Annotated in this window: 24 protein-coding genes; 12 read left to right on the plus strand and 12 right to left on the minus strand. The window is 61.1% G+C overall.

Annotated elements, in window-relative coordinates; genetic code table 11:
- Window positions 1-32: 32 nt before the first annotated feature.
- The 3 genes from AEQU_RS09830 to rplM all read right to left on the minus strand — a co-directional run bounded on the left by AEQU_RS09830 (window position 33) and on the right by rplM (window position 2761).
- On the minus strand, window positions 33-1526 hold the full coding sequence (locus AEQU_RS09830) for a hypothetical protein (protein WP_022740955.1): 1494 nt from the start codon (window positions 1524-1526) through the stop codon (window positions 33-35).
- 405 nt (window positions 1527-1931) lie between these two features.
- Window positions 1932-2324, minus strand: a complete 393-nt coding sequence (gene rpsI, locus AEQU_RS09835) for a 30S ribosomal protein S9 (RefSeq protein WP_022740956.1) — start codon at window positions 2322-2324, stop codon at window positions 1932-1934.
- Between the two features lie 2 nt (window positions 2325-2326).
- The gene (rplM, locus tag AEQU_RS09840) at window positions 2327-2761 is read right to left on the minus strand and encodes a 50S ribosomal protein L13 (RefSeq protein WP_022740957.1); all 435 of its coding nucleotides are present in this window, start codon (window positions 2759-2761) and stop codon (window positions 2327-2329) included.
- A 777-nt stretch (window positions 2762-3538) separates the two neighbouring features.
- On the opposite strand from rplM, the gene AEQU_RS09845 reads away from it, so the two are divergent.
- The 4 genes from AEQU_RS09845 (at window position 3539) to AEQU_RS09860 (ending at window position 6086) form a co-directional block, all read left to right on the plus strand.
- The gene (locus AEQU_RS09845; RefSeq protein ID WP_041714688.1) at window positions 3539-3796 is read left to right on the plus strand and encodes a type II toxin-antitoxin system Phd/YefM family antitoxin; all 258 of its coding nucleotides are present in this window, start codon (window positions 3539-3541) and stop codon (window positions 3794-3796) included.
- Window positions 3780-4151, plus strand: a complete 372-nt coding sequence (locus tag AEQU_RS09850) for a type II toxin-antitoxin system VapC family toxin (RefSeq protein ID WP_022740958.1) — start codon at window positions 3780-3782, stop codon at window positions 4149-4151. The genes AEQU_RS09845 and AEQU_RS09850 overlap by 17 nt, the downstream gene beginning before the upstream one ends.
- Window positions 4152-4292: 141 nt before the next feature.
- Window positions 4293-5159: a ZIP family metal transporter gene (locus AEQU_RS09855; protein WP_022740959.1), complete on the plus strand. Its 867-nt coding sequence runs from the start codon at window positions 4293-4295 to the stop codon at window positions 5157-5159.
- Between the two features lie 231 nt (window positions 5160-5390).
- Window positions 5391-6086, plus strand: a complete 696-nt coding sequence (locus AEQU_RS09860; RefSeq protein WP_022740960.1) for a DUF3800 domain-containing protein — start codon at window positions 5391-5393, stop codon at window positions 6084-6086.
- 363 nt (window positions 6087-6449) lie between these two features.
- Here the strand turns inward: AEQU_RS09860 and AEQU_RS11970 are convergent, their stop codons facing one another.
- The 5 genes from AEQU_RS11970 to AEQU_RS09885 all read right to left on the minus strand — a co-directional run bounded on the left by AEQU_RS11970 (window position 6450) and on the right by AEQU_RS09885 (window position 8437).
- Window positions 6450-6725 carry a type II toxin-antitoxin system Phd/YefM family antitoxin gene (locus AEQU_RS11970; RefSeq protein WP_022740961.1) on the minus strand — a complete coding sequence of 92 codons (276 nt, stop codon included), beginning with the start codon at window positions 6723-6725 and terminating at the stop codon, window positions 6450-6452.
- A gap of 124 nt (window positions 6726-6849) precedes the next feature.
- Complete coding sequence (locus AEQU_RS09870) at window positions 6850-7146, minus strand: hypothetical protein (RefSeq protein WP_022740962.1); 297 nt, start codon at window positions 7144-7146, stop codon at window positions 6850-6852.
- A gap of 24 nt (window positions 7147-7170) precedes the next feature.
- Window positions 7171-7440 (minus strand): hypothetical protein, encoded by a 270-nt coding sequence (locus tag AEQU_RS09875; protein ID WP_022740963.1) that lies wholly within the window; start codon window positions 7438-7440, stop codon window positions 7171-7173.
- A gap of 9 nt (window positions 7441-7449) precedes the next feature.
- Window positions 7450-7851 carry a hypothetical protein gene (locus tag AEQU_RS09880; protein WP_041714689.1) on the minus strand — a complete coding sequence of 134 codons (402 nt, stop codon included), beginning with the start codon at window positions 7849-7851 and terminating at the stop codon, window positions 7450-7452.
- A 67-nt stretch (window positions 7852-7918) separates the two neighbouring features.
- Window positions 7919-8437 carry a TlpA family protein disulfide reductase gene (locus AEQU_RS09885; RefSeq protein ID WP_041714690.1) on the minus strand — a complete coding sequence of 173 codons (519 nt, stop codon included), beginning with the start codon at window positions 8435-8437 and terminating at the stop codon, window positions 7919-7921.
- A gap of 420 nt (window positions 8438-8857) precedes the next feature.
- Between AEQU_RS09885 and AEQU_RS09890 the strand changes: the two genes are divergently transcribed.
- From AEQU_RS09890 to AEQU_RS09910, 5 genes are all read left to right on the plus strand, one after another.
- On the plus strand, window positions 8858-9397 hold the full coding sequence (locus tag AEQU_RS09890; RefSeq protein ID WP_041714691.1) for a DUF2975 domain-containing protein: 540 nt from the start codon (window positions 8858-8860) through the stop codon (window positions 9395-9397).
- A 10-nt stretch (window positions 9398-9407) separates the two neighbouring features.
- Entirely contained in the window at window positions 9408-9677 is a 270-nt protein-coding gene (locus AEQU_RS09895) for a helix-turn-helix domain-containing protein (protein ID WP_051353428.1), read from the plus strand.
- A 124-nt stretch (window positions 9678-9801) separates the two neighbouring features.
- The gene (locus tag AEQU_RS09900) at window positions 9802-11088 is read left to right on the plus strand and encodes a class II glutamine amidotransferase (RefSeq protein ID WP_022740967.1); all 1287 of its coding nucleotides are present in this window, start codon (window positions 9802-9804) and stop codon (window positions 11086-11088) included.
- A 3-nt stretch (window positions 11089-11091) separates the two neighbouring features.
- Window positions 11092-12597, plus strand: coding sequence for a glutamate synthase-related protein (locus AEQU_RS09905; protein WP_022740968.1), 1506 nt, complete (start codon window positions 11092-11094; stop codon window positions 12595-12597).
- Between the two features lie 4 nt (window positions 12598-12601).
- Window positions 12602-13324, plus strand: coding sequence for a GltB/FmdC/FwdC-like GXGXG domain-containing protein (locus AEQU_RS09910; RefSeq protein ID WP_022740969.1), 723 nt, complete (start codon window positions 12602-12604; stop codon window positions 13322-13324).
- A gap of 178 nt (window positions 13325-13502) precedes the next feature.
- Here the strand turns inward: AEQU_RS09910 and AEQU_RS09915 are convergent, their stop codons facing one another.
- Window positions 13503-15152 carry an FAD-dependent oxidoreductase gene (locus AEQU_RS09915; protein WP_022740972.1) on the minus strand — a complete coding sequence of 550 codons (1650 nt, stop codon included), beginning with the start codon at window positions 15150-15152 and terminating at the stop codon, window positions 13503-13505.
- 472 nt (window positions 15153-15624) lie between these two features.
- Here AEQU_RS09915 and AEQU_RS09920 point away from each other — a divergent pair, with 472 nt between their 5' ends.
- Window positions 15625-17019 carry a response regulator transcription factor gene (locus tag AEQU_RS09920; protein WP_022740974.1) on the plus strand — a complete coding sequence of 465 codons (1395 nt, stop codon included), beginning with the start codon at window positions 15625-15627 and terminating at the stop codon, window positions 17017-17019.
- A 2-nt stretch (window positions 17020-17021) separates the two neighbouring features.
- Here AEQU_RS09920 and AEQU_RS09925 read toward each other — a convergent pair whose 3' ends face one another.
- From AEQU_RS09925 to AEQU_RS09935, 3 genes are all read right to left on the minus strand, one after another.
- Window positions 17022-17249 carry a hypothetical protein gene (locus tag AEQU_RS09925; RefSeq protein ID WP_022740975.1) on the minus strand — a complete coding sequence of 76 codons (228 nt, stop codon included), beginning with the start codon at window positions 17247-17249 and terminating at the stop codon, window positions 17022-17024.
- Between the two features lie 242 nt (window positions 17250-17491).
- Window positions 17492-18418, minus strand: coding sequence for a homoserine O-acetyltransferase MetA (gene metA / locus AEQU_RS09930; protein WP_022740976.1), 927 nt, complete (start codon window positions 18416-18418; stop codon window positions 17492-17494).
- Window positions 18419-18426: 8 nt separating this feature from the next.
- Window positions 18427-19710 carry an O-acetylhomoserine aminocarboxypropyltransferase/cysteine synthase family protein gene (locus AEQU_RS09935; protein ID WP_022740977.1) on the minus strand — a complete coding sequence of 428 codons (1284 nt, stop codon included), beginning with the start codon at window positions 19708-19710 and terminating at the stop codon, window positions 18427-18429.
- Between the two features lie 263 nt (window positions 19711-19973).
- Between AEQU_RS09935 and AEQU_RS13160 the strand changes: the two genes are divergently transcribed.
- Entirely contained in the window at window positions 19974-20153 is a 180-nt protein-coding gene (locus AEQU_RS13160; RefSeq protein WP_161959486.1) for a type II toxin-antitoxin system HicA family toxin, read from the plus strand.
- A gap of 29 nt (window positions 20154-20182) precedes the next feature.
- The gene (locus AEQU_RS11975; protein WP_022740978.1) at window positions 20183-20632 is read left to right on the plus strand and encodes a type II toxin-antitoxin system HicB family antitoxin; all 450 of its coding nucleotides are present in this window, start codon (window positions 20183-20185) and stop codon (window positions 20630-20632) included.
- Window positions 20633-20634 lie beyond the last annotated feature (2 nt).

Below are 20634 nucleotides of genomic sequence, written 5' to 3' on the forward strand. Positions count from 1 at the left end.
GCTGCGCCGGCACCTGTGTGCGGCCGCAGCGCTTAATCCCGGGTTGGACTTCGCCGTATCAGGCCGTCGCTGTCGGCGATAGAGGCGCGTCGGAAGTCGTAGTGCTCGGTGTACATTTTGTCCAGCAGCGCCTTCTCGTAGAAACCGATGTCGCGGTTGTACAGCGCGGACGCCTCGTCGGTAGCGCGAAATTCCGGACGCAGCCGCCCCTCATCGTCGTAGTAATGCAGATAGGCTTCGGCGCAATGCTCGCGCAAATAGGCCCGGCACCGCTCGTGCAAGTCGTCGTTGGCGAAGAAGAAGTGCCGCACGCCGTCGTCGCTCTGCTGGAGAAAGCCCAGATCCATCAGGCGCCCGAAATCGCTGCGGGCGCTCGGATAGGAGATGGCGTAGCGCTTCATGTGAATGTCGTAGGTGAACTCCGCGTTACTGTGCAGCACCGCCTCGAGCAGCACTTCCTTCTGGCGGGCGTTCATCGAGCCGTCGGCGTCGATGATGGCGCGCAGTCGATCGCGCCGGCGGCTCATGCCCTCGAGCTTGGTCATCACCCAGCGCTGCTCTTCCAAAATAAGCTCGACGGCGCGCTCGAACACGAGCGTCCAATCGTAGGTGCCGTCGTATTCCACGGCCAGATCTCCCGGCTCGAACGGCAGCGCCGGCGCGTCCGCCTCGGCGGCGTAGCGCCCGCGCTCTTGGGCGCACAGGGCGCTGCCGGTACCGTAGAGCAGGCGCATAACGGGAACGTGGGCCGAGAAATGATAGCCCGAACGATGAAGGAGCAGCAGGTAGAGCAGATAAGCGAACGGCGCATTGCCCACGGGGAACACCCCCGATGCGCTCACGAAGAACAGCGCCGTCAGCGCCACAATAAGGCGATGGTCGCCGCACTGGCCCTTGAGGGGGCCGGTGCCCCCATCGATGAACGAGCAGAGCAGCTCGAGCCCCTCGACCCGGGCCGAAGTATCCTCGGGAACCGCCTCGATGCCGGCCACCAGCCTGGCGTAGAGCATCTCAATGAAAGCAGGGGTGACTGCTTCGTCGCGGTACTCCTCTATTGACAGCAGCACCTTGCCGGCATTGGCCGCCAGAAGCTCGATGCCGCATTCCGGCTCGCAGGCATGCACGCACACTCGCCGCAGCCGCGCGACATCGATGTCGGGGTGTTCGAGGCCGATGGCGTACACCACCTCGTTGGCCGCCATGTTCAGTTCCAGATGGCCGCCTTCCGGATCGTAAAAGATGCGCCCGTAATGGGATGCAAGCCCCTCGTTGATCTGGAATTTTTCAAGAAGAGCCTCCAGATGCCAGGTGGGGTCGTACCAGCAGCGAGCCGAAGCCGAAAGCGGGGGCAGATCATGCCCGAGGCCGCGGCGCAAGCTGTTGATGGAGAACCAATACAGCGCCGCATCTTCGGGAGTGACACCGAGCGATTCCGCCAAACTGTCGTAGGTTTGCGCCCGCTGGGAGGCGATACGCAGGGCCCGATCGAGCAGCGGCGCCGAGCGAAATGCCGGCTTGGATTCCACGATTCTCCCCTCCCCTTTGCTCTCCCATTCTTCCTCCGAACGAAACTAGAAACTATGTTCTCAGAAAGACGCGCCCGACTTCAAGAGGTTGGGCGCGCGCTAGAAAGTTTTTTCCACCCTTTACCCCTCGCCATCCCGCTACCGCAAGAGCGGTTCTATGCAAGAAAAAGTGCGATTGAGCGAGCTTTTTCATCCCGAAATGGCAGCACATGCAGAAAAAAGTGCGATTGAGCGAGTCCGAAACTCGCTCAATCGCACTTTTCTGCGCACGACCGTTGTATTTCTTTGCAAGCGAGCCGGATCTCGCACAATTCCACGAACAGAGACACGAAAAAGCCCGCTGCGGACAGCGGGCTTTCGATTGCAGCATGCGCGGCACCGACAAACGATGCGCGACTCCGAAGCCTAGCGCTTGGAGAACTGCGGGCGCTTGCGGGCCTTCTTCAGACCGTACTTCTTGCGCTCCACCATACGGGCGTCGCGCGTGAGGTAGCCAGCCTTCTTCAGCTCGGCGCGGTAGTCGCCGGCCTCCAGCAGAGCGCGGGAGATGCCGTGACGCAGGGCGCCGGCCTGACCGGACACGCCGCCGCCGTCGATGCGAGCCTTCACGTCGAAGTGGCCGGTGGTGTCGGTCACCTTGAAGGGGGTCATCGCGTAGTTGAACAGCGCCTCGCGGCCGAAGTACTCCTGGCCGTCGCGACCGTTGATGGTCACCTTGCCAGTGCCGGGAACGAGACGGACGCGCGCCACCGCGTTCTTGCGGCGGCCGGTGCCGTAGTACAAAGCCTCATCTGCCATGATTAACCCTCCAGATCGATCTTGCGGGGCTGCTGAGCGGCATGGGGATGCTCAGCGCCGACGTACACCTTCAGTTTCTTGCCCATCGCACGGCCCAGCGTGTTCTTCGGCAGCATGCCCTTGACGGCATGCTCGATGACGCGCTCGGGGTGCTTGGTCATGGCCTCGGTGAACGTCTCCTGCTTGAGCCCACCCGGGAACCCGCTGTGACGATAGTAGGTCTTGGTGGCAGCCTTGGTACCGGTGACCTTGATCTTGTCAGCATTGATGATGATGACAAAGTCGCCCGTGTCCACATGGGGGGTGTACTGCGGCTTGTGCTTGCCCTTCAGAATCTGAGCAGCCTTGGTGGCCACACGACCGAGGACCTGGTCCTCAGCGTCGATGATGACCCACTCGCGCTCAACCTCACCGGGCTTTGCATGATACGTCTTCACTGTTTTCCTCCAATAGATTGCAGGTTCTGTCGGGCGGGTGAAGCCTCCTCCCCCGCGTCGGCGTGGCAGCCGCAATAGCAGGGGCGGAACCGTCCGCCAGAGTGTTTGTTTTCAAAAGTGCACGATTCTCAGACGCCGGTTTCCTACGCCGACACGCGGTGCTTCGGGCCTGGACAACCCTCGGCGGTTGCGTTTCCTTGAACCCATGCGTTTACGGGGCTTTTGAAAGCGAACTTTTGCATTCTCACCCGCCCGCGCGCGAATGTCAACGAAACCGCTCCGAGAAAGCGAAGAATCGCCAAAACTCCACCCCCGAACGGCAGGACGGGCGCACTTCACCACAGAAGGGGACCATGCACAGAAGGACGATCCCTCTGCAGTAGGGAAGGACGGCCGCCACGTTGCGCTCCGTCGACGAACCAGTCGAAAAATGCACGAGATCGACGGTTATGAGCGTCTAGGGGGTGCGGACGAGGCGCATTCCAGGAAGACGCTTGACAAACCCCAGGTCAGAGCATCGCGCGTGCAGGAGCACCTTCACAGCTGGCAACCTCGCACCCCTCCAGACGCTCATAACCGTCGATCTCGTGCAAAAAGGCCCCTCTTCGGCAACCAACTCCGAAGAGACCGGCACGGATCTCCCTGAGGTAGCGCGAGTAAATCGCCATGGGGGCTATCTTGCGACCAAGGAACCGATATGACTAATAAGCTAGTCAAATAGTCATTTCTAAGGTAAAATTCCCTCAAAACCTTGTGGGACTTTAGAAGGGAGCTCCCGTGGTAGCAAGCATTGCTTTGGCGGAAGCGAAGGCGAACCTCTCCTCCGTCGTTCGACGCGTGGACGAAACAGGAGCCGAGTTCGTTGTCACCGTGAGAAACCGACCATGCGCGATGATCGTGCCTATCCCTAAGCCAGCACCGCGCAAGCTGAAGGCTGCTGGCGCGCTCGCGGGAAAGAGACCGAAGGCGTCGCGCGCCGAGGAAAAGGCCGCTTACCAAAATGCGCTGGAGGCGAAGTATGTCGACCTTCCTTGATACGAACTGCCTGCTTCGCTATCTTCTTGCTGATATCGAAGATCAATTCGAGACGGTATGCCGGCATGTGGAAAACGGTGCGTGCACCTCACCCGAATTCGTAGCCGAATGTGTCTATGTACTCGGCGGAACGGTTTACGGCTTCGACCGAACCGACGTGGCCAACACCATGACAGCGCTCCTCGACGACATCGCCTGCGAACACGAGGCGGCCGCACGCTACGCCCTCGAGCTCTATCGGAACCACACGCTCGACTTCGCCGACTGTATGCTGGCCGCCCGCTTCGTCGTGGAAGGCACCCCCGTGCTCACCTTCGACAAAAAGCTCAATCGATTGCTGGAGGAACTCGCGTAGCCCTCTCTGCGCCTGCGCCGTTGCGAGGGGAATTGTTTCCGTTGGCTTACACGCGGGCGGTTGCGCTCGCAGGCGCGCAGGCGATGGCGCACAATACGGAATGCTTTGTGAAATCCCGGGGTCTAAGGAAGCCTGTCCGTTATGGAAACTCTGTCGCCGTTCGCATTCGTCACGTTGGTCACGCTCATCTCCGGCGCCGGGGGAACGGGGCTCGGCGGCCTCATTGGCGCGCTGTTCAAGAGCGAATCGAACCGCACCATCAGCCTGCTTCTGGCCTTCGCCGGCGGCGTCATGACCGCCATGGTGTGCTTCGACCTTCTGGCCGAGGCCGAGGAGGCTGCCAGCCAGATCGCCGAGCACGGGGTGCTGCTGGTCATCCTCGCCGTGGCCTTAGGCGTGGCCGTGGTGTATTTGCTGAACCACCTCATCGACCGCAAGACCCGCAAAGAGGTCTCGCACACCGCCGATGCGCACCACCCCGAAACCCACGACGACATCGACGAGCTGGTGCACGCCGACCACCTGAACATGCACAAGCGCCACAACGACTCGAAGCTATCGCTGTTCGTGGCCGGCGTCGTCATGGCCTGCGCCATCGCGCTGCACAACATTCCCGAGGGCATGACCATCGGCGCGAGCTTCGCCGTGTCCGACAACCTCATGTGGGGCACGGGCATGATCATGGCTGTGCTCATCGGCCTGCACAACATTCCCGAGGGCATGGCCGTGGCCGTGCCGCTCATCTCCGGCGGCACCGGGCGCGTGAAGGCGACTCTCATCACGGCGGCCTGCGGGCTGCCCACGGTGCTCGGCGCGTGGCTCGGCTTCTGGCTCGGCGACATCGGGCCTTTGGGCCTCACGCTGTCGCTCGGGTTCGCCTCGGGCGCCATGCTGTACGTGGTCTTCGGCGAGATCCTGCCCGAGGCCTACCTCATCTACCGGAGCAAACTCCCCGCCTTCGCCGTCATGGTGGGCGTGGCCCTGGGCATGTTCATGATCTTCTTTTAGAAGGCCGAGCGAAAGGCGCATCGTCGGCTGGCGGTTGGCATCGTAAACGCCGACGAAAGAAGATTGTTTCTTGACTCTGCCCCCCTCCCCCTGTAGGATGCTTGGTACAGGCAGCAATGCGCTGTATACCCGGGCTCCCGAACTAAACGTTTAAGCGGCATTTTCTGTCGTCGGCCCCGGGCGAGATACCGCCTTCGGGCGGTATTTTCGTATCAGGAGGCAAGGAGCTTCATGAGCATATTTGTATACGGAGACGAGTCAGGCGTATTCGATGCCGCTCATCACGATGTGTTCGTCTTCGGAGGCCTCGTCTTTCTCAACAAGGAAGCTCGCGACGCCGAATATCGCCGGTTCATTGCAGCTGAAAGAAAACTTGCACCGCTCTACGGTGCCACAGATCGCAACTTCGAACTCAAGGCATGCCGCTTGAAGAACAAGCATAAGGCGGGTCTTTTCCGTTCCACCAACCATTGCATACGTTACGCGTTTGTAGTTGATCAGCGCAACGTCAATGAGAATATCTTCTCCAGCAAGAAGTCGAAGCAGCGCTACCTTGACTACGTTTACAAAGTAGGGCTAAAGCGGGTATTCGGACGGCTCATCCAGGCGGGCAAGCTAAAACCCTCTTCCGTGTCCGGCCTCTTCATTCGATTCGACGAGCACACCACAGCAACCGATGGCCGGTACGAGCTTCGAGAGGCCATCGAGCAGGAGTTCAAGTTCGGGACGCACAACTTTAAATACAACACTTTCCACCCCCCTCTTTTCCCGGGGATGCAGGGAACCGTGCATCTGGAATTCAGGGACTCAAAGAACGACGCACTCATTCGCGCCTCAGACATCATCGCCAATCAAATGTGGTACCACGAGATAAGCGGCCAATTTGAAAAGATGGAAGGAAAGGCCATCGTCGTGCGTTTTCCCTAGCTTGAACACTCAACCGAGACAATGCGCCCCCGTTGGCAAACAGAAATCGTTCGACATATGCTCGAGACCTTACTTGAAAATCCATCTTCCCAGCGGTCAGAGCAGCAACACAACTGCTGTCTTCTAGCGCAGCGAAGAGCATTAGTTTGAATTGCGAACCGCACGATTTCGCGCTCTCCCCCGAGTTGGGCTGACGCGCCGCGCTACCTCATCTACCGGAGCAAACTCCCCGCCTTCGCCGTCATGGTGGGCCTGGCCCTGGGCATGTTCATAATCTTCTTCTAGAAGGCCGGGCGAACCTTGCCGATGCCTGGATGATCGAGAAATTCAACGTAAGCAAGCCAGATCTCTCCGGGTTTGGGGTCATGCGAGGGCATCGTAGACTCCGTCGTCCTCTTCGTCGTCCCAATCGGCAGGCAAAATGGTCCGGCGCGTTTCCGGATCGACTCGGACAACATCCTGCTTCGCCCAGTCGATACTCGGAATATGATCGCCATAGCCACTTTCTATGGGCGCCACCAAGACCCACGGTTTCGAATTCTTGAACACGGTGACGGGTCGCCCCGTTTCGCGCACCGTTGCGGCGATTTTCGAGAAATTGGCCCGCGTCTCGGCGACGGTCGCAGTCATTTCGGCCATGATGCCCCCTTTCAAGATGTTTGACGATCTCGATTATAGCCATTTTCATGTACAAATCTATGTACATAAGATTACATTTCTCTCATAGAGATGCACCGCTATGCCGAGATCAGCGGAAAGAAGGTCATATCGCCAGAATAAAGGCGATGACCGCCGTGCCGATGGCTGCGGTACGGCGCTTCGCCCTTAGCTGGTAAATGAAGAGAATGAGAAGGTAGCCGAAGACGATCCCTTTCGTAATCACATCAGCAACGAAGCGGGGCATACCCCAGAAAAACGTCGCCAGCGCACAGAGCACAATAACGACAAGGAGGGCAAGGGGGCCGACGACCCACGGGTTCCGCAGGCTCCAGAACTCGTTGGTGCTCTCGTGCTCGATCCACCATAGGGCTGTCCTACGTTCACGCTTATCGCCGATCATCGCTTGCCCTCCTTTCTGTCGTTGCTATTGAAAGTACACGAAGAAGATGGAATAGGTGAGCGCTATGCCGCAAAGGTCGAGGGCGGTGCAGAAGTAGCGCTTTACCTGAATCGTGCGAACTACGACAAAGCATTCATACGCTATCGTGGCTATCCCCCATCCAACACGTCGGACGCCTTCCGGAAAGCCAAAGAATGGCAAGACAGCAATCGCCACCACAACAATCAGCCAGATAGCAGCTGCCATCTTATCGATTCGAGTCCACAGGCTCGACGCATTTGCGCTTTCGCCCATATCGACCACCTACTTAAAGCACTTGTATAAGGTAAAAGCAACTCCAGGAGCAGCAGTGAGAACACCCCCAACGTTGCCAACCATCGCGCACAGCGCGGCCTTGCTTCCGCTTCTCATAAGTCCCCAATAGCACTCTCGCTCCTTAGCGTTAAGAGGAACTGCCTTCGGAACAGGCCGATTATTCTTGTAGCCGTGCGAGTCGCACCACGCCTTAGAATATACATCTGTGCATTGGCCGCGTTCGAGGGGCATGATGCCGGGATCCTGATAGTTGTCGGGGACGTAGATGTCGCCTGATCCGCCGGGATTTGCGGGTTCACCACCGATGTCGGCGAAGGCCATCGCCGCAGGCGACAAAGTCAGGGCCGCGCAAAGGGCCAAAGAGGTCAGTGTTGCACTTACTTTCTTCATCGTTGTTCCTTTCGTTGTCCGATAATACCAGCAATTGCTCACTCCTTTCTCCCATGAGTGCTGGTGCTCACTGGTTGTAAGAGGCATATTCCTGGAGCAACGTCAGAGAATCTTCTTCCCCTTGTGCTGAGCCAAGAACTTCCCCCTGATCATTCAGGATAAAGACCGTCGGAATGTGCTCTAACCCGTACGCCTCATAGACGCTCTCGTCCTGATCGAGGTAGATAGGGAAATCCCCCTCATGCCCTTCAACATCGTCAAGGCTTTCGTCTTCCGCAACGGTAAATAAGTTTTTCTTAATCGCATCGGCGCTATCTAACTGATCGATTCTCTCGATCAGCGACTCACAATGGGGGCACCATGAGCCCCAAAAAAGCAGCACGTTCTCCTCGTCTTTTTGAAGCTTATCAAAATAACGATCTTCGCCACCCAAGCTAAAATCTGTCGCCATCGTCAGCGCTGAATAGTTCTGAGTGTACGGTTCATGGCTCTCTGCAACACAACCTGTCGCTGAGCCCACAAGCACCCCAAGTAAAAGCACCGCGACGACAAATGAGGCGTTTTTTCGAAGCCATTTTTTGCACATAGGAAACACCTCCTCTAAGAGCTGATTCTGGCCTGTCATAGTAAACGTAAGCTGATCAGCAAAATTACTATATAATAATTATTTTTGTAACACAAGGTCAATAGTTACTTTTTTTTAATAATTTCTAAGTAGCAGTATCGAGCGAACTGCCCAAGTAACAAAGCAGCAAAAAGACATTCCAGGTATTCGAATTGTTTTAGATTTCCCCTAGACTATCGTTGATGCATGGTCTACTATGTTTATTGTCGTACAATAATTTTTACGAGAGGAGTCCTCATGCTGTTCTTTAGTGACAACACATTCGCCGCCGCTTGCCTAGGCATAGGCCCTACAGGTCATTGCGTTCAAATTGGAATTGCCACGCCCGCTCCAGACGATTGCCCCGAGCAATAGCAGCAAGACAGGCGTTGGAGCCCAACAGTGGATAAGCAATTAGCCGCAATCAAGACAACGCGGAGCAAGCTCGTTTCAACAAGTCGTGGACTCGCCACTCTCTTCTTGATCATTTTCGTTTTGTACTGCGCCGCCCATGTCGCGGTTTTTCTTTATATGGCCCTATTACCCAATGGGTTTTCCTATCTCGGCCCTTCAACGCTTGCGGGCACCTTGCCTTTCATCATTCCTTCTATATCAGGCGGTTTCACCATTTTCTTGCTCTGGCGCATTTTCCGTGAAATCGGGCGCAATGCCTCCCCTTTCACACCATTGCGGGTTCGACAAATCAGAGCGTTAGGTTTCCTCTTTTTGGCTACGGCGATTTGCGGCTTCTTCATCACCCCCGGCACAGATGTTGGCGCCATCAATGGGGATGCCCATATGCTCATCGAAAGCGATGCGTCTGCGAGCGATTCGATTCACGTTGATGCAACCAGCTTCATGATCTCCATAGTGTGTTTCGCGCTCTCATTTATTTTTAGCTATGGTGCCACTCTTGAGCAGGAAACCGACGACCTAGTGTAAAATCACGGCCATGAAATACGCAATCCAGCTCGGTAAGCTCATGAAGGAACGCGGTGTGCGCGGCACCGACCTCGTTGAGCTTACCGGACATACTCCGGCCAATATTTCGCGCTTGCGACAGGGGAAGATCCGTTCGGTGCGGTTCTCCACCTTGTTCGCTATCTGCGATCGCTTGGACTGCGCCCCCGGCGACATCCTCATTCGCATCACCGATGAGGAGGCCGAACATCCCGAGAAGGGCGTCTTCGTGATCAATTTAGAAGACGAAGCCGACGACTAGCGCTTCCGCTCCCCACCCCTCACCCCAGGGCTTAACAAAGGCGAAACACCGGGGTCGGTTTCGCGAAACATTGCTCTCCTATGCTGACGATACAGCATTCCGCACAATGCACAAGGAGAACGCTATGTACGATTTCGACCGACCGCGCACCGCGCGCCCCGACGCCGCAGGCACCGGGACCGTCGCCGGCTCCGCCCGCCTTGCGCCCTGCGACCGGCACCCACGCGCGCCCCGCGAAGGCGATGTCCGCATTCCCGCCGGATGCGCCATCGCGGCCATCATGGACCGAAGCGGTGCGCGCCACGATGGAAGCGACATCCTGCGCTCCATCGCGCTCATGCACGACCGATCCAACGGCCTGGGCGGCGGCTTCGCGGCCTACGGCATCTACCCGGAGTACGAGGAGCTCTACGCCTTCCACATCATGTACGAGTCCGATGAGGCCCGCCGCGAGACCGAGGCCTACCTGGACACCTACTTTATGAGCGAGAAGCAGGAACGCATCCCCACCGAGCCCGTCGCCTCCATCAAGAACCCGCCGGACATCTGGCGCTATTTCGCCGCACCGCACCCCATGCGCCTGGCGGCCAGCGGCCTGGACGAGGCCGAGTACACCATGGCCCACGTCTTCCACATCAACGGGAAGATCGACGGGGCCTTCGTCGCCTCGTCGGGCAAGAACATGGGCGCCTTCAAGGGCGTGGGCTACCCCGAGGACATCGGCGCGTTCTACCGCATCTGCGACTACGACGCCTGGGCCTGGACGGCCCACGGGCGCTTCCCCACCAACACCCCCGGCTGGTGGGGCGGCGCGCACCCGTTCACGCTGCTGAACTGGTCGGTGGTGCACAACGGCGAGATTTCCAGCTACGACGCGAACCGCCGCTACGTGGAGCAGTTCGGCTACGACTGCGAGCTGCAGACCGACACCGAGGTCATCACCTACCTGTTCGATCTGCTGAGCCGCCGCCACGGGCTCACGCCGGAGCTGGCCGCCCACATCATGACCGCGCCGGCCTGGGACGAGATCGACGCCATGGAACCGTCGCAAGCCGCCTTCGAAACCGCCCTGCGCACCACCTACGCGAGCGCTCTCGTGAACGGGCCCTTCTCGGTGATCTTGGGCTCGAGCGAGGGGCTGCTCGCCATCAACGACCGGCTGAAGCTGCGGGCGCTCATGGCCGCCGAGAAGGGCTCCATGGTGTATATGGCCAGCGAGCAGGCGGCCATCGAGTTAGTGTGCCCCGACGCGGAGAACATGCGCGCCATCGGGGGCGGCGAGCCCTTTGTGGTGCAGCTGGATTCCGTGGTCGCAGCCAAGGCCGCCGCCGATGCCGACGCCGAGAACGATCCGCACAACGCGCCGCTGGCCCACGAAGTCGGCGTGCTGCCCCGCCGGAAGGAGGCCTAAACCATGCGCGACTTCCGCAACCCCCGCTACAAAGTACTGCGCGACCGGGAAGAATGCATCGAATGCGACCTGTGCGTGCGCCAATGCGCCAACGAGGTGCACTACCGCGACGAGAAAACTGGCGCCCTGCGCGCCGATTCCATGAAGTGCGTGAACTGCCAGCGCTGCACGCTCCTGTGCCCCACTCGGGCCCTTGCCATCACCCACTGGCCCCAGGTGGATGCCGGAAGCGCCGTGTGGACCGAAGGTGCCATGGACGACATCACCGCCCAGGCGCAGACCGGAGGGGTGCTCCTCGCCTCTATGGGCAATCCGAAGAGCTATCACATCTACTGGGAGCATCTGCTGCTGAACGCGAGCCAGGTGACCAACCCCTCCATCGACCCATTGCGCGAGCCCATGGAAACCCGCGTGGTGCTGGGCAGCCGCCCGAGCAAGCTGCGCGTGAACGAGCGCACCCGCACCGTCGTCTCTCCCCTGCCGCCCCAGCTGTCCTGCGATGTGCCCATCATGTTCTCGGCCATGAGCTTCGGCTCGGTATCGCTTAACACCCAGAAGGCGCTCGCGATGGCCGCGCGCGAGCTGGGCACCTACTTCAACTGCGGCGAGGGCGGCCTGCACCGCGATTTGGAACCCTACGCCGACCGCGCCATCGTGCAGGTGGCCAGCGGACGCTTCGGCGTGGACCCGCATTACCTGAACGCCGGCGCCGCCATCGAGATCAAGATCGGCCAAGGCGCCAAGCCCGGCATCGGGGGGCATCTGCCCGGCGAGAAGATCAACGAGGAGGTGTCGCGCACCCGCATGATTCCCGAGGGCACCGACGCCATCTCGCCGGCGCCGCACCACGACATCTACTCCATCGAGGACTTGCGCCAGCTCATCTTCTCGCTGAAGGAGGCCACCGGCTACGCCAAGCCCGTGGCCGTGAAGGTGGCCGCCGTGCACAACGTGGCAGCCATCGCCTCCGGCATGGCCCGAGCCGGCGCCGACATCATCGTGCTGGACGGCTTCCGCGGCGGCACGGGCGCGGCGCCCAAGCGCATCCGCGACAACGTGGGCATCCCCATCGAGCTGGCCCTGGCCGCCGTGGACGAGCGGCTGCGCCAGGAGGGCATCCGCTCCACCGTGAGCCTCGTGGCCTCGGGCACCCTGCGCAACGCCGCCGACGTGGTGCGGGCCGTGGCCCTCGGCGCCGACGCCGTCTCCATTGGCTCGGCGGCGCTCATCGCCATGGGCTGCCACCAGTGCGGCGACTGCGCAAGCGGCCGCTGCAACTGGGGTATCGCCACCCAGCGGGCCGACCTGGTGGCCCGCCTGAACCCCGAGGCCGCCGCCGAGCGCGTGGTGAACCTCGTGTCCGGCTGGAACCGCGAGATTCAGGAGATGATGGGCGGCATGGGCATCAACGCCATCGACTCCCTGCGCGGCAACCGGCTCATGCTGCGCGGCGTGGGGCTCAACGAGAAGGAACTGGAAATCCTCGGCGTAAAGTACGCGGGAGAGTGATCGCATGGCTGAAACCATCATCGTGGAATTGGGAACGAAGCACTTCCAAGAGGCCAATGCCGCCGTACGCGCGGCGCTCGCCGAGGCCGACACCGTCTGCATCGTGGAGGCCTACGCCCAGCGCTACCTGGGCTGCACCCTGCCCGCGGGCAAGCGCTTGGAAGTTCACGGAACCCCGGGCAACGATCTAGCCTGCTATATGGACGGCGGCGAGGTAGAGGTGTTCGGAAGCGCCCAGGACCAGACCGCCAACACCATGAACGCCGGCACCGTAGTGGTGCACGGGCGCGTGGGCGATGCGGCCGGCTACGCCATGCGCGGCGGCGAGCTCATCGTGCGCGACGGCTGCGGCTGGCGCGGCGGCATCAACATGAAGCAGTACGGCGGGAAGTGCCCGGTCATCGTCATCGGCGGGGACGCGGGCAACTTCCTCGGCGAGTACATGGCCGGCGGCATCATCGTGCTTATGGGCCGCGCCGGCGATCATTTGGCCTCCGGCATGCACGGCGGGGTCATCTATTTGCGCCGTAACAACGCGCCGGCCGTGGTGCCCGACGGGCTGGATGTGGGAGGGCTGACCGACGATGACTCGGCGACTCTCGGCGCGCTGCTCGCCCGCTACGACGCCTGCTTCGGCACCGAGCCCCACGAGCAGGCGAGCGTAGACGAGTTCGTCGCGCTGCGCCCCGCCTCCAGCCGGCCTTACGCGGCCATGTACGCGAGCTAGGCACATTTCAGCCGCAGAAAACGGGGGACCGACGGTCAGAACCTCCCCGAAAACCAGCTCGCCCGCCGCCGGGCCCGCAAAACACAAGAGGCGCCTCGGGGAGGGTCGAGGCGCCTCTTAACAAGAATGACGCCGGGCGCTCGTAGAAAAGCACCCGGCAGAGGGGGATGGAAAAAAATTACAGGCTGGCGACGTACTTGCCGGTCACATAGCCCTGCGTGTGGGCACGGCCGAGGGACAGGCCCGGCATGTACATGGAATAGTCCACGCCGCCATAGAAGTTGCCGGCGGTGTTGCCGATGGCGAACAGGCCCGGAATGGGCTCGTTCGTCTCAACGGCCAGCACTTCCATGTTCGGGCCGACGTTCACGCCAGACACGACGGCCGACACGCGCACATGGCGATGGATGCCGTAGAAGGGCGGCGTGTCGATGGCGGTCAGCCACTTGGCTTCCTTGCCGAAGTCGAGATCCTTGCCGGCGGCGACGCACTCGTTGTAGCGCTTCACGCTCTCGACAAACGCAGCCGTGTCGGTAATGCCCAGCTTCTCGGCCAGCTCTTCCAGCGTGTCGGCCTTAAACGTGGCGATCTGATCCTTGAAGACGCCGGTCTTCTCGCCATCCTCTTCGGGCATGTACACCTTGATGGCCTCGGGGTCGAACAGCTTGCCCGGCCACTCGGCGGCGGCGGTCATATAGTTGCTGTCGAAGATCTGGTTGTAATCGCCCTGGTCGGCCTCGCTGCGCAGGAAGTTGTTCATGAGCGACATGCCGAGCGTCTCGTCGCAGAAGCGCGTGCCGTCGTTCTTCACGGCCAGGAAGGGCATGTCGGCCATGGAGCCCGGGCCGCCGTCGAAGTCGTGCAGCATCTTGGTGTGCGTGATGTCTTCGATGGCACCGCCGGCCCACACGGCCATCTTGTGGCCATCGCCGGTCTTGTTCATCTGCTTGCGACCGAGATTCTGCAGGTCGGGCAGGTAGTAGGCCATCATATCGTCGTCGTTCTGGTAGTCGCCCGTAGCCAGGATGACGCCCTTGGCGGCGTTGAACTGCACGTTGCCGTCAGCGGTTTCCGCAATGACACCGGTCACGCCGGAGGCATCGCCCACGAGCTGCTTGGCCTCGGTATCGTAGAACACCTCCACGCCCTGAGAGGCGGCGTACTCGGCCAGCACCTGCATGCCGTTGCCCGTGTTGTAGGGCTTCGGGCCGAAGTCGATGGACAGGTAGTCCACGGGATACCCATTCACTTCCTTGATGGCAGCCGTCCACTTCATCGTGCTGTCGGAAATCTGGGCACCCTGGGCGGTGGCCAAGTCGAGCAACCACGTGATGCACTCGCCGGAGTTCTTCGCCCACAGCTCTACCTGCTCGCGCTTGCCGCGGTACTGATGGTCCTTGATGAGGCGCGACACCACGGCCTCCACGCCGGCCGGGTCGGAGGTGTCCAGCAGAATGCCCGTAGCGGTGTTGCCCTGGGAGATGGCCGTCGACTCCTTCTGGATGAGGGCGACGGTGGCTCCGGCCTCGCGGGCCGTAATGGCGGCGGGCACACCAGAAGCGCCGGCGCCCACGATAACCACGTCGTAGTCCTTGGTCTCGGCGATATCGGTGATGGGCTCGGGCGCGGCCAGGAAGCTCGGAAGCCCCTCGCGCACGTGACCGGCCACGGTGGTCGTACCGGTAGCGGCAGTCGGCGTGTCGCTCGCAGTGGAGCCGGTAGCGTTGCCGGCCGGCGAGCAGGCGCCCAGAAGCGCAGCACCGCCGAGACCCGCCGCAGCCAGGCCGCCGATCTTGAACAGGTTACGTCGAGTGAATTCAGCAGTCATGGTGAGTCCTTTCTGTTACCCCTTGATTGCCTGCGCCAGAAGATCTCGGGGTTCCCTCCCCTGCGACTCCTCGGGACGCTGGGGCCACCCTAGCAGTCATCATGGGCGCACAAACATCGACCATCAGCGCATTTCGCGGGTTTATTTTTATAACCCCTTGTCATAACCCCCGCCTGATCAGGCCCGTTACCCAATGCTCCCAAAACATGATGGAAAAGGTTACGGTATCATAGACCCTAGTTTTTTCGGAAAGACTCGGAGGGGGGTTAAGGCCATGCACAGCGCACCGCAGGCTGCGAGCAAGAAACTCATAGGCAAGCCGGGGTCGGAGCCAACTCCGACTGCAGGCTCGGCTCCGACCTCAAGCGCGGCGCAAGCGCCGTCAGCATCCGGAGCATCGTCGGCACCTTCCGATCCTTCGGTCTTCGGAGGTACGGCGACCCCGGAGGTCGCCGAGAGGCACCGCTTCCCCGTGGTTCCCTTCGTCTTCCTCGGCGTGGGCTTCTACCGTGCCTGGATCGAGATCGCTTTCGTCGGCTCGTTCGTGTCGTTTCCCGCGATCCCCTTCGGCGCGCGCGAGTGTTTTGATGGAGTGGGCGCCATCGTCATGCTCATCTGCGTGCTGCTCGCGCGGCGCATTGGCCCCTTCTACCGCCATCCGTCGATCTTCGTGCTCTGCGGTGCATGCATGACGCTTGCCACCGTGGCACTGTTCGCCACCATGATCGTGCCGAGCCTCGGCTACACGGCAACATGGCTGGCCGCTATCGTCGGCGGCGTGGGAATGGGGCTTGTCATTCTTATATGGAGCGAGGTGTTCGGCTGCCTGAGCCCTTTGCGAGTCACTCTCTATTACACGGCCTCCATCGCCCTGGGCGCGGTGATCGTCTATGTTTTCATGGGGCTGCGCCTACCGTGGCTCGCTTGCCTCACAGCGCTGCTGCCGGCGGTATCGCTTGTACTCGCACGGCGCAGCATGGATCGCATCCCTGCAGAAAAACGGCCCCAGCCGAACCTCGTCAACTTCAAACCGCCGTGGAAGATTTTCCTGCTCATGGCCTTGTACGGGTTCGCTTACGGTATTTTGGAGACTCGTGTGTATACCGACTCCTTCGGGCCGCACTCATCGCCCGGCGTGCTCGTAGTGGCGCTCGTAATCTTCCTTAGCGTGGGCTTTCGCCGTGAGAAATTCGATTTCAACTCCATTGTGCGCATCGCGCTGCCGCTCACGGTGGCCGCGCTGTGGCTCGTGCCCATGTGGGGCGCGGGAGCCACCCTCCTCAGCGGCCCTTGTGCTATCGGGGGCTACACGGCCGCCACCGTGCTGATCATGGCGCTGTGCTCGAATATGTGCTATCGCCACGGCGTATCAGCCATCTGGCTGTTCGGCATCGAGCGATCGCTGCGACTCGCTTTCATGTTCCTCGGACGCACCGTGGCTAACATGGGAGAGCACGGAAGCCTCGGAGCCGGTGATGGCGGCCTGCTCATTTCGGGCCTTTCCATGATTGCCGTCATCATGGCTACCGTGCTGCTGCTCTCCCAGAAGAACGTGGATGGCCAGTGGGGCCTCTCGTTCTTGAACGGCAGCGGGAAAAGCCGCGCCGATAAACATGCGCAGCAGGTGGACAACCGGTGCGTCGCCTTAGCTACCGAATACCACCTCACGGCGCGAGAGCTGGAGATCCTCAAGCTGCTCGCCCGACACAAGACCGTGGGCATGATCGAGCGCGAGCTGGTCATTGCCAACGGCACCGCCAAGGCCCATGTGCGCCACATCTACCAAAAGCTGAACATCCATTCCCGAGAAGAGTTGTTCAACCTGCTTGATCCCCGTCAGCTCGACCCTCTGGAAGAGCAGGAATAGAACTAATTCCAGGGGTCTTCCGAGAACAGAGGCTCGTGCTCGGCGGGACGGTCGGAATAGGGGTCGTAGCCGTCGTCGTCCTCGTTTTCCGCGCGAACGAAGGGGTCGCCGGAGGCCGCAGGACGCAGATGCCCCGATCCGGCGGCTGCGTCGCGCCCTTTCGCCTGCTGGCTCGGCAGCGGCTTCACCACGATGCGAGCGTGGGGGTCGTTCTTTGGATCGATTGCCACAGATTTCCACCTTTCAAAAACGCGTCTCGCTGCCTACCTTTTCGGACAACCGAAAAGCCCGAGTCCTTCGAAATGGGCAAAATGGCCTACTTCTCGTAGTCGCCGATAGCGAAATCACTCTACAGCTAATCCCCCACCAGGTGAAATAGCACCAGCAACAGAAATCGCCCTGCAGAAAACTACGAGAAGTACCCTCGTTTGCTCATTCGCGCAGACGGAAGCTGCCCGAACGCCCATCTCCCCTATTCCCTATCGCCGGCGCGGGTGATGTCGTAGGGGGTCGTTTGGTACACATAGTAGTTCAGCCAGTTGGTGTAGAGCAACTGGGCGCAGGAGAACCACGTGGAAACCGGCTCGCGCGCCGGGTCATCGTCGGGGAAGTAATGGGCCGGCACGGCGATGCCCATCCCCTTGGCGATGTCGCGGTCGTATTCCGCTTTCAGCGCCTCGCGGTCGTACTCGGGGTGACCGAACACGAAGAAGTTCTGCGAGTCGGTGGACTTCGCCACGTACACGCCCGCCTCGTCGGACACGGCGATCAGCTCAAGTGCGGGATGCGCCTCGATGTCGGCGGCCCGCACCTCGGTGAAGCGCGAGTGGGGCGCGAAGAACGTCTCGTCGAACCCGCGCACGAGCGGCGACGTGCGCTTGACCACCTCGTGGGGGAACACGCCGAACATCTTCTCGGGCAGCTCGTGCTTGGGCACGCCGTAGTGGTAGTAGATGCCGGCCTGGGCGCCCCAGCAGATGTGCAGCGTGGAGTGCACGTGGGTCTTCGACCACTCCATGATCTCGCAGAGTTCCGGCCAGTAGTCCACTTCTTCGAATTCCAGACGCTCCACCGGCGCACCGGTGATGATGAGGCCGTCGAAGTGTTCGTCGCGCACTGCGTCGAAGGTGGTGTAGAAGGTCTCCAGGTGCTCGGCGGCCGTGTTCTTCGAGTCGTGGCTCGCGGTTTGCAGAAGCTCCACTTCAACCTGCAGGGGCGTGTTCGACAGCTTCCGCAGAATCTGGGTCTCCGTGGTGATCTTGGTGGGCATGAGGTTCAGCAGCAGCAGCCGCAACGGGCGGATGTCCTGGTGCATGGCGCGATGCTCGGTCATGACGAAGATGTTCTCGGCCTCAAGCGCCGCCGTGGCCGGCAGCGCATCGGGAATGCGAATGGGCATGCGTCCTCCTATTCCACGGCAGCCAGGGCCTGGTCGATGTCGGCGATGAGGTCGGCGGCGTCCTCGATGCCGCAGGACAGGCGCACGAGGTCGGCGCTGATGCCGGCCGCCTCAAGCTCCGCGTCGTTCATCTGCCGGTGCGTGGCGTTGGCCGGGTGAAGCACGCAGGTGCGCGCGTCGGCCACATGGGTGGCGATCTGGGCCAGGCGCAGGTTCTTCATGAACGTCTCGGCCGCCGCGCGCCCGCCGGCCACGCCGAAGCTCACCACGCCGCAGGATCCGTCCGGCAGGTACTTCGCCGCCAGCGCCGCCTCGGAGTCGCCGGCAAGCGAGGGATGGCGCACCCAGGCCACCTTCGGGTGGGCCGCCAAGTGCTCGGCCACCGCGCGCCCGTTCTCGGCGTGCCGGGCCATGCGCAGATGCAGGCTCTCAAGCCCCAAATTGATGAGGAAGGCGTTCTGCGGCGACTGGATGGAGCCCAGATCGCGCATGAGCTGGGCCGTCGCCTTGGTGATGTAGGCGCCCTCCAGACCGAAGCGCTCGGCGTACACCACGCCGTGGTAGCTCTCGTCGGGCGTCGTGAGCCCCGGGAACTTGTCGGCGTGGGCGCTCCAGTCGAAGCGGCCCGCATCCACGATGACGCCTCCGACGGAAGCGCCGTGGCCGTCCATGTACTTGGTGGTGGAGTGGGTCACGATGTCGGCGCCCCACTCGATGGGGCGGCACAGCACCGGCGTGGGGAAGGTGTTGTCCACGATGAGCGGCACGCCGTGAGCGTGGGCCGCCGCCGCGAAGCGCTCGATGTCGAGCACCGCCAGCGCCGGGTTCGCGATGGTCTCGCCGAAGACGCACTTCGTGTTGGGCCGGAAGGCGGCTTTGAGCTCCTCGTCGGTGCAGTGCGGATCGACGAAGGTGCACTCCAGGCCCATGCGGCCCATGGTGTGGGCGAGCAGGTTGTAGGTGCCCCCGTAGATGGCCGACGAGGCCACCACGTGATCGCCCGCGCCGGCGATGTTGAACACCGCGAAGAAGTTCGCCGCCTGGCCCGAGGAGGTGAGCATGGCCGCCGCGCCGCCTTCCAGCTCGGCGATCTTCGCCGCCACCGCGTCGTTGGTGGGGTTCGCCAGCCGCGTGTAGAAGTAGCCGGACTCCTCCAGATCGAACAGGCGCCCCATGTGCTCGCTCGTGTCGTACTTCCAGGTGGTGTTCTGGTAGATGGGCACCTGGCGCGGCTCGCCGTCGCCGGGCCGCCACCCGCCTTGCACGCAGGTCGTTCCAATCCGCTCGCTCATTCAGGACTCCTTCAGGGTCTCGCTTTTTTCGTTCGCCCATTATAGGAGCACTAGCGCCACCCCGGTTATAGGAAGTCCCCAGCGAACGTCATCGGAAAAACCGAGGGCCTTCCGCTAAGACCTCCTCGATTATTCTGAAATGAACTATTGTTCTAAGAACATTTGTTTGCTCTAATTCGCTTTGAGAAGACGGCAGTGCTTGCATTTATTGTTACTAATTGTTACAATAAATTGTGCCATGCAGGAGGTCGAGAGACATGCCCATGACAGCTAGAGAAGCGATACGGCTCACCAAGAAAATGGGCGGCCGCTTCGTCAGACACGGGGCGAGACATGACATCTTCGCGAATGCGGCTGGCGAAGAGTTTCCTATCCCCCGCCACCCCGGAGATCTTTCGCCGGGGGTCGAGCGAGCCATCAAAGAAAAGCTAGGGCTTCTCTAATACTTCACCCAATAGAGAGGAAGCGACCTATGAAGTTTCTCTACGAAGCCATCCTCACCCCGTGGAGCGGCGGGTGGGAAGCTGAGTTTCCCGACCTGGGCATCTGCACCCAGGGGGACACGTTGTTCGATGCGGCCTTCATGGCACAAGATCTGCTGACCCTCTGGATTTCCCAGGCGCTTCGCGAAGGGCGACCCTTGCCGGAGCCTCGGATGGACCATCCCGCACCCGCAAATGGCAAAGCCATCGCCGTTGCCGTGGAGTGCGATGCCGACACGCCTCCCCTCGCCACCATGACCGTTCAGGAGGCGGCGGATACCCTCGATGTCAGCACTTCGCGTATACACGCTATGATTCGCGACGGCATCCTGAGAACCGAGAAAGTCGGCAGCGCCCGCCTTGTGTCAGCCGACGATGTCATAGACTATTTCAATAGCCCCCGAACCGCTGGCCGCCCAAAGAAGGTCGCGACCGCCTGATT

This window comes from Adlercreutzia equolifaciens DSM 19450 (genome assembly GCF_000478885.1).
Lineage (GTDB): Bacteria > Actinomycetota > Coriobacteriia > Coriobacteriales > Eggerthellaceae > Adlercreutzia > Adlercreutzia equolifaciens.